The organism is Pantoea graminicola (genome assembly GCF_048452665.1).
Lineage (GTDB): Bacteria > Pseudomonadota > Gammaproteobacteria > Enterobacterales > Enterobacteriaceae > Pantoea.
The window spans coordinates 530,855-543,785 of the sequence record NZ_JBLWSJ010000001.1; the positions used below are offsets into that span (position 1 = coordinate 530,855).

At 56.4% G+C, this 12,931-nt stretch carries 10 protein-coding genes; 6 read left to right on the forward strand and 4 right to left on the reverse strand.

Annotated elements, in window-relative coordinates; genetic code table 11:
* Positions 1 to 7: 7 nt before the first annotated feature.
* From ssuD to ssuE, 3 genes are read right to left on the reverse strand one after another with little or no spacing between them, the layout of a single operon-like run.
* Positions 8 to 1,156: an FMNH2-dependent alkanesulfonate monooxygenase gene (gene ssuD / locus ACNY69_RS02600; RefSeq protein ID WP_293773918.1), complete on the reverse strand. Its 1,149-nt coding sequence runs from the start codon at positions 1,154 to 1,156 to the stop codon at positions 8 to 10.
* Positions 1,157 to 1,165: 9 nt separating this feature from the next.
* Complete coding sequence (locus ACNY69_RS02605) at positions 1,166 to 2,119, reverse strand: sulfonate ABC transporter substrate-binding protein (protein ID WP_111138788.1); 954 nt, start codon at positions 2,117 to 2,119, stop codon at positions 1,166 to 1,168.
* 11 nt (positions 2,120 to 2,130) lie between these two features.
* A complete protein-coding gene (gene ssuE / locus ACNY69_RS02610; RefSeq protein ID WP_111138787.1) occupies positions 2,131 to 2,682 on the reverse strand; it encodes an NADPH-dependent FMN reductase in 552 nt (183 codons plus the stop codon).
* Positions 2,683 to 3,430: 748 nt separating this feature from the next.
* On the opposite strand from ssuE, the gene ACNY69_RS02615 reads away from it, so the two are divergent.
* From ACNY69_RS02615 to ACNY69_RS02630, 4 genes are all read left to right on the forward strand, one after another.
* Entirely contained in the window at positions 3,431 to 4,411 is a 981-nt protein-coding gene (locus ACNY69_RS02615) for a glycosyltransferase family 2 protein (protein WP_111138786.1), read from the forward strand.
* A gap of 101 nt (positions 4,412 to 4,512) precedes the next feature.
* A complete protein-coding gene (locus ACNY69_RS02620) occupies positions 4,513 to 5,814 on the forward strand; it encodes a flippase (protein WP_111138785.1) in 1,302 nt (433 codons plus the stop codon).
* Positions 5,815 to 5,948: 134 nt separating this feature from the next.
* Positions 5,949 to 6,959 carry a quinone-dependent dihydroorotate dehydrogenase gene (pyrD, locus tag ACNY69_RS02625; RefSeq protein WP_111138784.1) on the forward strand — a complete coding sequence of 337 codons (1,011 nt, stop codon included), beginning with the start codon at positions 5,949 to 5,951 and terminating at the stop codon, positions 6,957 to 6,959.
* Positions 6,960 to 7,112: 153 nt separating this feature from the next.
* Positions 7,113 to 7,655: a cell division protein ZapC gene (locus ACNY69_RS02630; protein ID WP_111138783.1), complete on the forward strand. Its 543-nt coding sequence runs from the start codon at positions 7,113 to 7,115 to the stop codon at positions 7,653 to 7,655.
* A gap of 15 nt (positions 7,656 to 7,670) precedes the next feature.
* Here ACNY69_RS02630 and ACNY69_RS02635 read toward each other — a convergent pair whose 3' ends face one another.
* Positions 7,671 to 8,780 carry a YcbX family protein gene (locus ACNY69_RS02635; protein WP_418797263.1) on the reverse strand — a complete coding sequence of 370 codons (1,110 nt, stop codon included), beginning with the start codon at positions 8,778 to 8,780 and terminating at the stop codon, positions 7,671 to 7,673.
* 111 nt (positions 8,781 to 8,891) lie between these two features.
* On the opposite strand from ACNY69_RS02635, the gene rlmKL reads away from it, so the two are divergent.
* Together rlmKL and ACNY69_RS02645 are read left to right on the forward strand one after the other, a co-directional pair.
* Positions 8,892 to 11,006, forward strand: coding sequence for a bifunctional 23S rRNA (guanine(2069)-N(7))-methyltransferase RlmK/23S rRNA (guanine(2445)-N(2))-methyltransferase RlmL (gene rlmKL, locus ACNY69_RS02640; protein WP_418797264.1), 2,115 nt, complete (start codon positions 8,892 to 8,894; stop codon positions 11,004 to 11,006).
* A gap of 6 nt (positions 11,007 to 11,012) precedes the next feature.
* Positions 11,013 to 12,929 (forward strand): ABC transporter ATP-binding protein, encoded by a 1,917-nt coding sequence (locus ACNY69_RS02645; protein ID WP_111142042.1) that lies wholly within the window; start codon positions 11,013 to 11,015, stop codon positions 12,927 to 12,929.
* Positions 12,930 to 12,931: the final 2 nt, after the last annotated feature.

A 12,931-nucleotide genomic window follows, 5' to 3' on the forward strand; every position in this document is an offset into this window, starting at 1 on the left:
CCTCTCCTTAGCCGCGGGCGACTTTTTTCTCAGGGGTGAAATCGTTGGCGACCGCTTCACCGTGCGCCTGAACCACGCGCGGCTGTGGCACCAGCGGAACCTGCAGATCAAGATGCGGGAACAGCAGTTCGCCGACGCGGTAAGCCTCTTCCAGATGCGGATAGCCGGAGAGGATAAAGGTTTCGATGCCCAGTGCTTCATACTCCTTAATGCGGGCGGCGACGGTCGGGCCATCGCCAACCAGTGCCGTGCCGGCGCCGCTGCGCACCAGTCCCACGCCTGCCCAGAGGTTCGGGCTGATCTCCAGTTTGTCGCGGCGGCCGCCATGCAGCGCGGCCATCCGGCGCTGACCCACAGAGTCTGCCCGCTGGAACGCCGCCTGCGCCTTCGCGATAGTGGCGTCATCGACATTGGCAATCAGCCGGTCGGCGGCCTGCCAGGCCTCTTCATTGGTTTCCCGCACAATCACATGCAGCCGGATACCGAAGCGTACCGTCCGGCCCTGCGCCGCCGCTTTAGCACGCACCTGATCAATCTTCTCTTTGACCTGGGCAGGGGGTTCGCCCCAGGTGAGGTAGACATCCACCTGTTCCGCCGCCAGCTCCTGCGCCGGTTCAGACGATCCGCCGAACCAGAGCGGCGGCCGAGGCTGCTGAACAGGCCTGAACATCAGGCGCGCGCCGCGAACCTTCACATGTTTGCCTTCGTAATCGACGGTTTCGCCTTCCAGCACCCGGCGCCAGACGCGGGTAAATTCTGCCGACTCCGCATAACGCTCGCGGTGATCGAGGAACACCCCGTCACCGGCCAGCTCTTCCGGATCGCCGCCGGTGACCAGATTGAACAACGCCCGGCCGTTCGAGAGGCGATCCAGGGTCGCGGCCTGGCGCGCCGCCTGGGTCGGTGAAATTACGCCAGGGCGCAGCGCCACCAGGAAGCGCAGACGCTGCGTCACCGGGATCAGCGAGGCGGCAACCAGCCACGCATCTTCGCAGGAGCGGCCGGTGGGGATCAGGACGCCACCAAAGCCAAGACGGTCAGCGGCCTGGGCCACCTGTTGCAGATAGGCGTGGTCAACCGGACGTGCGCCTTCGGCGGTGCCAAGATAGTGGCCGTCGCCATGCGTCGGCAGAAACCAGAAAATGGATACGCTCATTGTTGCTCCTTATTTCGTCAGGGTATGCGGTTGCCAGAGTCGATCCTGGATCGTCACTTTTACGGGCAACAGATGATTGGCATAGAAAAGGTCAGCGGTGCGCTGCTGCGCCGCGGCGGTTTCGGCACTGACCGGTGAAATCCGGGTCGGCGGCCGGTGGCTGAGATAGCTGGCGATGACCGGTTCAGGCAGGCCCATCGCCTGCGCCAGCAGCGTGATGCTCTGCTGCGGCTGGCTGATTGTCAGCGCGTCGGCCTCGCTGAAGGTGTTGAGCACCTTCTGGATAAATGCACCGTGCGCCTCGGCATAGCTGCGGGTCGCCAGATAGAAGGAGCCGGTCAGGTTGAGTGAGCTGCCATCCGTCAGCAGGCGCGAATTGCCCTGCAGCAGGACTGAAGAGTAGTAGGGGTCCCAGATCGCCCAGGCATCCACGTTACCCTGCTGGAAGGCGGCGCGGGCATCGGCTGGCGTCAGATAGACCGGCGTGATGTCTTTAAAGCTCAGACCCGCCTGCTGCAGGGCGCGCAGCAGTAAGTTGTGAGAGCTGGAGCCCTTCTGGAATGCCACTTTCTTCCCTTTCAGGTCGGCGACCTGTTTCAGGGGGCTGCTTTTCGGCACCAGAATCACTTCAGCTTTGGGTTTGGGCGGCTCCGAGCCGACATAGAGCAGATCCGCGCCTGCGGCCTGCGCAAACAGCGGCGGCAGATCGCCGGTACTGCCGAGATCGATGCTGTTAACGTTCAGCGCTTCCAGCATCTGCGGCCCCGCCGGGAACTCAATCCACTTAATCTGCGTATGGGGGAAACGTGTCTCCAGCAGATGGTGCGACTTTGCCAGCACCATGCTGACAGACCCCTTCTGATAACCGATGCGAATCTCTGCCGGATCGGATTCGGCGGCCTGAACCTGAAGGCCAGCCAGTAACAGCCCCGCGACCAGCCACTTTCCTAATCTCTGCTTCATGACGCTCTTCCTTATACCGCCTGCGCGACGGGGTAGTGGTGACGGGTCAGTGCCTGCCAGAAATCGGCGACGGCTTCATCCAGCCGCTGGGACAGCGCTTCCTGCAGCTCGGGCTGACGGTCGTAGTGATGAATCTGGTGATCCCCGGCGTAGACGCCATGCAGGATCTCCTGTGCCTTTAATGCGTTAAGTACCGGCTTCAGGGCATAGTCCATCGCCAGCATATGGCCGGCACTGCCGCCGCTGGCCAGCGGTAACACCACTTTATGTTCCAGGGCGCGCTCAGGCAGCAGGTCGAGCAGCGTCTTCAGCGCACCTGAAAATGAGGCTTTGTAGATTGGGGTTGCCACGATCAGACCCTCGGCCGACGCCAGGTCTTCACGCAGCGCCAGCAGCGCAGGGGCATCGAAGCGCGCATTGATCAGATCGTCCGGCTGGAAGTTATGAATATTCCAGGGAATGACCTCAACGCCCAGGGCCTCAAGCCTGTGCTGACAGATTGTCAGTAGCGAGGTTGAGCGGGAAGGGAATCGTGGGCTGCCTGCCAGCGTAATAACTCGCATCATTACTCCTTATAACTAAAAGTTATTGATTATCAAATGTTGAGAACTAATGTCCTCATACTGTCAGAGCTGTGGAGTGGGCTTAAATGATTTATCCGGCAAAGCAAGGGTGAAATGTGGAAATAGAGGCGGCAGGGTCTGAAAGGCAATTTTTCGCTTCCGATTATTCTTAAATCAGGCACAGGCAGGCGGGGGATTCATTAAAAGCATTGATATGAGATGCTTTTAATCAGCCCCGGGTGAAAAAAACGCGTTTTTGTCTGATTGCTTAATGCTTTATTTCGGATGCAGAAAGCGAATAAAACGAAGCGGCTGAAAAAAAGAGGCCAGTCAGGCAGCCGGAAATCAGCAACGGTGTGAAGATAACGAGAGAATATTGAGATAAATCGCAGAACGCATACTGTAATAAAAATGAAGGAATAGTGAATTTTTTCACCTTTTCAGATGTTCGCTTACGCTTTTCGCCATCTGGTTACAACTGCCTTGTCAGGCTATTTTAAATCGAACCTCAACGCTTTTAACATTATTTTGAGTTATAGATGCACTTTGGTTAACAGTGATCCGCCTGTGACGGGTTAAAAGATTTTTTACGGCTGGTCTTTTTTTGGATAACCGGTTTAAGATAATCAGGCTCAATTCAGTCAGTCATAATAACAGAGCCGTACTCTTTTCGACGTTTCGCCTCGGGTCAGGTCCTGCATCTGGCAGGTGAATCGTATTGTCATTTTCTAACAGCAGAGAATTGCACATGTCTGACATCCTGTTATCCGTTATTATTCCCACTTACAACGTTGAGAAATATATTGTTGAGTGTGTCGATTCATTATTACGCCAGGTTAAAGCGCCCAATGAAATCCTCATTGTGAATGACGGTTCCACCGACAGCACGCTGGCTCTGCTTGAACAGAATTATGCACATCTGCCTCAGGTGAAAATAATTACAACGGAAAACGCCGGTGCCGGTCATGCCCGTGATGTGGGGATTGAGGCGGCCAGCGGTCAGTTCCTGTTCTTCTGCGACCCGGATGATGTGGTAACGGACGGCCTGGTCACTGAACTGGCGATTGTTGCGGAAAAGCACCCTGAAACGGACCTGTTCTGCTTCAACTCCTCTGTCTATCGTGACGGTCAGATCGATGTCACTTCGCCAAAAGTGCGGCACGATATCTTTGGTCAGCAAAAGCCGCAGGAGGTCCTGTTACACCTGCTGCGAAACGGCAGATACACGTCGGCGGCCTGGAGTTATATCGTCAGTAAGCGGGTTGTTGAACAGCACAAATTACGCTTTGTGAAACGCGTGCATGAAGATCATAATTTTACCCTGTCCGCGTTTATCAAAAGTCAGCAGGCCTGGGTCAGTCGCCATGTCTATTATAAGCAGCGCATTCGTCACGGCTCACTCACCAACAGTACCAAAAGTAATGAGTTTTTTTACCAGCGTTATGATGCTTTTATGCACGCCTGGAATACCTTAACCGGTTCGCAGGTGAAATCTGCGTGGCGCAGTCAGCTGGAAAAAGCCTATTTAGTGCACTCATTTCGCCTGATGATCTATTTATCGCTCTATAACGGCACGCCGGTACCGGAATATGTGATTAACGCCATCCGCTTTATGGGGCAGAATGTGAAAACAGAGAACTTCAAAGAGTGGCTACTGTTCAACCGCCCTGAACTGTTTATTACACTGCAGCACTATAAAGTCAAAAAAGAGCTGAAACGCGCCGCCTGATTCTGAAAATCAGCCTGATTCTGAAAAGTGTGAAGCAATATTGTTTATGCCTTTGCGAAATGAGAAGGTGAGACATGCAATGTGTATAAGGTTGTTGCGTCATGGCAAAAGTTCTTGATAAAAGTCTGGTAATTAATATTTTCTCGCTGCTGGCTTATCGCGGCGCGTCGTTCCTGTTTCCGCTGGCCACGCTGCCTTATCTTGCCCGCGTTCTGGGGGTTGAGCAGATGGGTACGCTGGCGCTGGCCATCGCCTGTGTGCTCTATTGCAGTACCATCTCAGACTGGGGATTCAATGTCTTTACAACCAAAGATATTGCTCACCATCGTGATGATAAAGAGCGGGTCAGTCAGCTCTTCTGGTCAACGTTCAACGCCAAGCTGATGCTGCTGGTGCTCACCAGCGGCACGCTGCTGACCGCGACCTGGTTCAATCCTGCCTGGCATCCGCTGTTCTTTATTATCCTGGCGAACTGCACCACGCTGATTGGTTCTCTCTTCTCCTTCGGCTGGCTGATGCAGGGTTTTGAGAAGCTGGGCAAGACGGCAATGATCGCCACCTTCGGCAACTTCTGCGCCATTCCTCTGACCTTTCTGCTGGTTAAATCGCCGCAGGATACGTGGCTGGCCGCGCTGATCCCGGGCACGGTTTCGATCATCAGCGCCGCAATTACCCTGAAATTCGTGCTGGAGATGAAGGTCATTGGCCGCTATCGCTTCGAACCGCGCGAAATTAAGCAGCGTATCACCGACAGCCTGGATGTCTTTATCGCCATTGCCGGTGCAAACCTGTTCAACAGCGTCAACGTGGTGATCCTCGCTTCCTTTACATCGACCTATATGGTCGGGATCTATAACGGTGCAGACCGTCTGCGTAAAGCAGCGAACTCGGTACCCGAGCAGATCGGCAGCGCCTTCTTCCCGCGCGTCAGCCACCTCTTCGGCCGGGATAAACGTGCTGCGATAGCGGCGACCCGAAAAAGCCTGATGCTCTCGTTCGGGCTGAGTCTGTCGATCGTGATCTTCACCTGGGTCTTTGCCGACCTTGTGGTCTCTATCCTGCTGGGTAAAGACTTTATTCCGTCGGCAGATGTGCTGCGCGTCTTTGTGCTCTGCTTCCTGTTCGGCAACGTCGCTTATCCGGCTGGCTTACAGATCCTGATCCCTCATGGCCTGGCTCGCCAGCGTATGTGGGTCATGATGGCCGCAGGCGTGATTAACGTGCCGCTATGCTGTTTCCTGGCGTGGAAGTTCGGGGCGATCGGTGCGGCATGGTCGATGGTCGGCGCGGAAGCCTTTGTCTGCTTCGGTATCTTTGCCATCATGCATCGTCACGGCATCCTGCGGGAATACCTGTTTCCCTCTGAGGTGAAAAGCCAGCCGGTAAACGATTCCGCCGCGTAAGATCAAAGCAATTTACGTTAAGTTTCACTATCCCCGCAGTTCGATTTACTTTTGCGCCAGAGCACTTTACCATTCTGGCGCACAATTTCCCGTGCACCGACTTTAACGATTGCTTCCGTCTTTCAGGAGAGTGCATGTTTTATCCTATCGTCCGACCGGCGCTGTTTAAACTCGACCCTGAGCGCGCGCACGAACTCACCTTTCAGCAGCTGCGTTTCATGAACGGCACGCCGCTGGAACTGTTCTATCGCCAGAATCTTCCGTCACGTCCCGTCACCTGCATGGGGCTGACCTTTAAAAATGCGCTTGGCCTGGCCGCGGGTCTGGATAAGAACGCCGAATGCATTGATGCCTTTGCGGCGATGGGCTTTGGTTTCATCGAAGTCGGCACCGTGACACCCCGTGCGCAGGCGGGGAATGATAAGCCGCGAATGTTCCGGCTGGTTGAAGCTGGCGGCATTATTAACCGGATGGGATTCAATAATCTGGGCGTTGATCATCTGGTTGAGAATGTGAAGAAAGCGCGTTTTAACGGTGTGCTGGGAATCAATATCGGCAAAAATAAAGATACGCCGGTCGAGCAGGGAAAAGAGGATTATCTGATCTGCATGGAAAAGGTCTATGCCCATGCTGGTTATATCGCCATCAATATCTCCTCACCCAACACCCCGGGCCTGCGTTCACTGCAATATGGTGAGGCGCTCGACGATCTGCTCGCGTCCATTAAGCAGAAACAAAAAGAGCTGGAGCAGCGTCATCTTAAATATGTTCCGGTGGCCGTAAAAATCGCGCCCGATCTCTCGGAAGAGGAGTTAATTCAGGTCGCGGACAGTTTAGTTCGCCATCAGATTGACGGCGTGATTGCCTGCAACACCACGCTGGATCGTTCGCTGGTGAGCGGTCTCAGGCATGCGCAGGAAGAGGGTGGGCTGAGCGGGCGGCCAGTCCACTCGCGCAGCACCGCGGTCATTCAGCGCCTCTCTCAGGAATTGCAGGACCGTCTGCCGATCATCGGCGTGGGCGGCATTGACTCACTGACCGCCGCACGGGAAAAAATTGCCGCAGGCGCAACGCTGGTTCAGATTTATTCGGGCTTTATTTATCAGGGGCCAGGATTAATTAAAGACATCGTCACCCACCTCTAAGACAATTCTCACAATGACGGGCCGGGGGGTTTATTTCTCCTCCTGGCTCGTTTATATTTTGTCCTGTTGCACGCTTTTTCAGCTTTTTCCTTATATTTCTTTTTCGCTGAATTCTGCGCGATGTCTGGCGCAGCGGTAAATACAGGGCACAGGATGAACATTAAACCCGACGATAACTGGCGCTGGTATTTCGACAGCAGCCACGACCGAATGATGCTCGATCTGGCAGACGGTATGCTTTTTCGTTCCCGCTATTCCCGCAAGATGCTGACGCCGGATGCTTTCAGCGACACCGGCTTTTGTGTCGATGATGCCGCCCTCTATTACACCTTTGACGAAACCTGCCGGCAGTGCAGACTCAGCGGCAGCCATCGTGCGGAGCTGGTGCTGAATGCGCTGGTCGCCGCCCGCTTCCTGAAACCGCTGATGCCAAAAAGCTGGCACTTTGCCGCCTACGCCCCGGCGATGCAGCCGCGCGCCGGTGAAATGGTGCAGGTCACGCTGGCCGACGAGGGCGAGCAGGCCCGGTTGCTGGTGGTGGAGAGTGGTCATAACGCCGCGCTCTGCCTGCTGGCGCAGCCGGAGTTAATGCTGGCCGGTAAAAATATGGTGCTCGGCGACGCCATCAAGGTGATGAACGATCGCCTGCAGCCCTGGTATGAGGATGCCGCGCCGCGCTATGCCCGGGCGGTCTGATTATCGCCGTTTGATTTATCGCAGTTCGATGTCGCCCGCCGGGATACAGCTGCAGCTCAGCAGCGTGCCGTCCTGACGCACCACGCCCTGCTTCAGTGCTTTTACCTCACCGGCAACCAGATTCAGCCTGCAACTGCCGCAGAGTCCCGCCCGACAGGAGTAGGGGATGCGGAAACCCTGCATCTCCAGCTGATCCAGCAGCACCTGCTGATTATCGCCGGTAAACGTCTGACCCTTGTAAGTGATGGTCACGGCGTGGGGCGCCTGACGTTCGGTATGTAACTTTTCCACCACTACGCCTGCGCCATACGCGCGCGCTGTATGACGCTTCAGGATCTGCAGCTCATCACCGGCCCGCACCACCCCGCTGTTACGCGCGATCAGGTTCAGACCAAAATCGATATCCCCGCTCTCATCCTGCGCCGTGCGGAACGTCTGCAGCGTCGCCAGCGGATGACCATCGTGATGTTTGCGCCCGCTCTCAGGACTCACCGTCGTCAGCACGCAGCGGCTGCAGGGTTTCGTCACCTCAAAGATCACGTCGCCAATCTGAATCTCCGCCCAGCTGTCTTCGTCCCAGGCGGCCGCGCCGCTGACGACCAGATTCGGGCGGAACTGTTCAACGCGCACGCTGGCAGGGCAGCGCTGCTGCAGATCGTGCAGTGAGGCGCTGTTGACCAGCAAAAACGGGAAGCCATCGGCGAAGCTGAGCGGAATATGATCCCAGGCTTTTACCCGGCGGGTGGGCTGTGGGCCGATCCAGCGCAGCTCGACCGCGCGCGGAAAGAACTGACTCAGCCACTGATTAATCGCCGCAGGGGCGATGCGCGCGGTAAAACGGTTGCCCCAGACTTCGGTGGGGTGCGCTTCATCGGCGAAATCGCTGAAGCGGATCAGGGCGTGACTGCCATCGGGAGCGGTCAGCGACAGGCCATCCGGTAACAGCGCAGGCGTAAAGCGCACCATCTCCGGATACTGTCGCGCGGTAATAAAGGTGCCGTCGGTTTCCGTCACCATAAACAGTCGATCAAAGGCCAGCCCGCTGTCAGAGACCTGCGCATGCGACAGCGCCAGTCCCCGCATCGACTTTACCGGATGAATAAATAAGCGGGAAAGCGTGATCATGGTGTTCTCCTTGAAACCCGACGCGCAACACAAAAGAAGCTAACTTTATGACATAGGTCTCCGATTCGCTATAATGCGCGACAATTTTCTCAAGAGTTAAAAAGTGACGATATGAATTCTCTGTTTGCCAGCACGGCGCGTGGGCTCGAAGAGCTGTTAAAAAGTGAGCTGGACGCGCTGGGCGCGCAGGATTTGCAAGTGGTGCAGGGAGGCGTTCACTACGAAGCCGACGATCGCGTCATGTACCAGAGCCTGATGTGGAGCCGTTTAGCATCACGCATCCTGTTGCCGCTGGGGGAGTTCGGTGTCTACAGCGACCTGGATCTCTATCTGGGTGTGCAGAGCGTGGACTGGCCGGCCCTGTTCAGCAACGACAAAACCTTTGTCGTGCATTTCAGCGGCACCAACGAATCCATCCGTAACAGCCAGTTCGGTGCGCTGAAAGTGAAAGATGCCATCGTGGACAGCTTTACACGGCAGAATCTGAAGCGCCCCGATGTCGATCGCGAGCAGGCCGATATCCGTATCAACGTCTGGCTGAACGGCGACCGCGCCAGCCTTGCGCTGGATCTCAGCGGCAGTTCACTGCATCAGCGTGGCTATCGTCAGCAGACCGGCCAGGCGCCGCTGAAAGAGAATCTGGCGGCGGCGATCGTCCTGCGTTCCGGCTGGGAGCCTTCCACACCGCTGATCGACCCGATGTGCGGTTCGGGTACGCTGCTGATTGAAGCTGCGCTGATCGCCAGCGATCGCGCACCGGGCCTGCTGCGCACACACTGGGGCTTTACCGCCTGGAATCGCTTCGATGCGGCGTTGTGGCAGGCGGTCAAAACCGAGGCGCAGAGCCGTGCGCGGGCTGGCACCGCCGCCACCCAGGCGCGCTTCTTCGGCTATGATAACAATGGCCGGGTACTGGAGTGGGCACAGGCGAACGCCCGCCGGGCTGGTGTCTTTGAGCTGTTTACGTTTGCCCGGCAGGATCTGCTGAAACTGACCAATCCGGTCGATGCGGCCGTTCACGGCACGGTGCTGAGCAACCCGCCTTACGGTGAACGTCTGGAGAGCGAGCCCGCGCTGATTGCCCTGCACAGCCAGCTCGGACGTCTGATGAAGCAGCACTTCGGCGGCTGGAATCTCTCGCTGTTCAGCGCCTCGCCAGAACTGCTGAGCTGCCTGCAGCTGCGTGCCGATCGCCAGTTTAAAGCGAAGAACGGCCCGCTGGATTGCGTACAGAAAAACTATCAGCTGGCGGTTAACAGCAGCGAAAATGCCGGACAGATTGCGGAAGATTACGCTAACCGTCTGCGTAAAAACGTTAAGAAGCTGGAGAAGTGGGCGCGTCAGGAAGGCATTGAGTGCTACCGTATTTACGATGCCGATCTGCCAGACTACAACGTTGCGGTCGATCGCTATGCAGACTGGGTGGTGATCCAGGAGTACGCGCCACCGAAAACCATCGACCCCAACAAAGCCCGTCAGCGTCTGTTCGACGTGATCAGCGCGACGCTGAGCGTGCTGCAGCTGCCTGCCGATCGTCTGATTATGAAAACGCGTGAACGTCAGAAAGGCAAAGCGCAGTATCAGAAGCTCAATGAGAAAGGTGACTACTTCGAAGTCAAAGAGTTTAATGCGCGCTTCTGGGTGAATCTGACCGACTATCTTGACACCGGTCTGTTCCTTGATCACCGCATCGCCCGTAAAATGCTCGGTCAGATGAGCCAGGGCAAAGATTTCCTCAACCTGTTTGCCTATACCGGCTCTGCCAGCGTACACGCCGGTCTGGGGGGCGCACGTTCGACGACGACTGTTGATATGTCGCGCACCTATCTGGAGTGGGCGGAGCGCAACCTGCGCCTCAACGGCCTGACCGGGCGTCAGCACCGTCTGATGCAGGCAGACTGTCTGAGCTGGCTGAACGAGAGTGACGAGAACTTTGACCTGATCTTTATTGATCCCCCAACTTTCTCCAACTCAAAACGTATGGAAGAGAGCTTCGACGTTCAGCGCGATCATATGATGCTGATGCGTAACCTGAAGCGCCTGCTGCGTCGCGGCGGCACCATCATGTTCTCCAACAACAAACGCGGTTTTAAAATGGACATGGATGGCCTGAAAGCACTGGGCCTGCAGGCGCAGGATATTACCCAGAAAACACAGTCGCAGGACTTCGCACGTAACCGTCAGATTCACAACTGCTGGCTCATCACTCATGCCGGTAAGGAATAAGATTACATGTCATTAATCAGTATCCACGGTGCCTATCTCTCTTTCAGCGATGCACCGCTGTTAGATAATACCGAACTGCATATCGAAGAGAACGAGCGCGTCTGTCTGGTGGGCCGCAACGGTGCGGGCAAATCCACGCTGATGAAAATCATCAATGGCGAACAGCCGCTGGATGATGGTCGCATTATCTATGAAACCGATCTGGTGGTGGCGCGTCTGCAGCAGGATCCGCCGCGCAATATTACCGGTTCCGTCTATGACTTCGTGGCCGAGGGCGTGGAAGAGCAGGCCGAGCATCTGAAAGCCTATCACGCCATCTCCCATGTGGTGATGGAGGATCCCAGCGATAAGAACCTCAATGAGATGGCGCGCCTGCAGAGCATCCTTGACCATCAGAACCTGTGGCAGCTGGAGAGTCGCATCAATGATGTGCTGGAGCAGATTGGCCTAAAGCCTGATACCGAGCTCTCCTCGCTCTCGGGTGGCTGGCTGCGTAAAGCGGCGCTGGGCCGGGCGCTGGTGAGCAACCCGCGCGTCCTGATGCTGGATGAACCGACCAACCACCTGGATATCGAAACCATCGACTGGCTGGAGACGTTCCTTAAGAACTTCAGCGGCAGCATCGTCTTTATTTCGCATGACCGTTCATTCATTCGCAATATGGCAACGCGCATCGTCGATCTCGACCGAGGCAAGCTGGTCTCCTGGCCAGGGAATTACGATCTCTACCTGGAAGGTAAAGAGGAAGCGCTGCGCGTTGAAGAGATGCAGAATGCGGAGTTTGACCGCAAACTGGCGCAGGAAGAGGTCTGGATCCGTCAGGGCATCAAAGCGCGTCGTACCCGTAATGAGGGCCGTGTGCGTGCGCTGAAAGCGCTGCGTCGCGAGCACTCAGAACGCCGCGAAGTGATGGGCAAAGCCAACATGCAGGTGGGTGAAGCCTCCCGCTCCGGTAAGATCGTCTTTGAGCTGGAAAATGTCGGCTACGCGGTGGACGGCAAAACGCTGGTAAAAGATTTCTCTGCGCAGGTGCTGCGTGGCGACAAGATTGCGCTGATCGGTCCCAACGGCTGCGGTAAAACCACGCTGCTGCGGCTGATGCTGCAGCAGCTGAAAGCCGATCATGGACGTGTGCACTCCGGCACCAGGCTGGAAGTGGCTTACTTCGACCAGCATCGCGCCGAGCTGGACCCGGATCGCACCGTGATGGATAACCTGGCAGAAGGCAAGCAGGAGGTGATGGTCAACGGTAAACCGCGGCATGTGCTGGGCTATCTGCAGGACTTCCTGTTCCATCCCAAGCGTGCCATGACGCCGGTGCGTGCCCTTTCAGGCGGTGAACGTAACCGCCTGCTGCTGGCGCGCCTGTTCCTGCGTCCCAGCAACCTGATGATTCTGGATGAACCGACCAACGACCTCGACGTTGAAACGCTGGAGCTGCTGGAAGAGCTGATCGCCGGCTATCAGGGCACCGTATTACTGGTCAGCCACGACCGTCAGTTTGTCGACAACACGGTCACTGAGTGCTGGATTTTTGAAGGCAACGGTGAGATTGGTACCTTCGTCGGCGGCTATCACGATGCTCAGCAGCAGCGCGCGGCCTACCGACAGCACCGCGCTGCGGCACCGGCAAAAGCCGCCACGCCTTCCGCTAAGCCTGCTGCGGAAAAAAACGATGTTAAGCGTAGCGTGAATAAACTCAGCTACAATCTGACGCGTGAGCTGGAGCAGTTGCCGCAAAAACTGGAGCAGCTGGAAGCCCGCATCGGTGAGTTGCAGACGAAGATGAGTCATCCGGACTTCTTCAGTCAGGCACACGACCAGACACAACCGGTGCTGGATGAGCTGGCTCAGACCGAGCAGGAGCTGGAAACCGCTTTTGCGCGCTGGGAAGAGCTTGAATCGCTGAAAAATGGCGCGTAAGG

Coding starts and splice junctions, on each gene's coding strand:
- ssuD (WP_293773918.1), bottom strand. CDS start 1,156: ATGAGCGTATCCATTTTCTGGTTTCTGCCGACGCATGGCGACGGCCAC.
- ACNY69_RS02605 (WP_111138788.1), bottom strand. CDS start 2,119: ATGAAGCAGAGATTAGGAAAGTGGCTGGTCGCGGGGCTGTTACTGGCT.
- ssuE (WP_111138787.1), bottom strand. CDS start 2,682: ATGCGAGTTATTACGCTGGCAGGCAGCCCACGATTCCCTTCCCGCTCA.
- ACNY69_RS02615 (WP_111138786.1), top strand. CDS start 3,431: ATGTCTGACATCCTGTTATCCGTTATTATTCCCACTTACAACGTTGAG.
- ACNY69_RS02620 (WP_111138785.1), top strand. CDS start 4,513: ATGGCAAAAGTTCTTGATAAAAGTCTGGTAATTAATATTTTCTCGCTG.
- pyrD (WP_111138784.1), top strand. CDS start 5,949: ATGTTTTATCCTATCGTCCGACCGGCGCTGTTTAAACTCGACCCTGAG.
- ACNY69_RS02630 (WP_111138783.1), top strand. CDS start 7,113: ATGAACATTAAACCCGACGATAACTGGCGCTGGTATTTCGACAGCAGC.
- ACNY69_RS02635 (WP_418797263.1), bottom strand. CDS start 8,780: ATGATCACGCTTTCCCGCTTATTTATTCATCCGGTAAAGTCGATGCGG.
- rlmKL (WP_418797264.1), top strand. CDS start 8,892: ATGAATTCTCTGTTTGCCAGCACGGCGCGTGGGCTCGAAGAGCTGTTA.
- ACNY69_RS02645 (WP_111142042.1), top strand. CDS start 11,013: ATGTCATTAATCAGTATCCACGGTGCCTATCTCTCTTTCAGCGATGCA.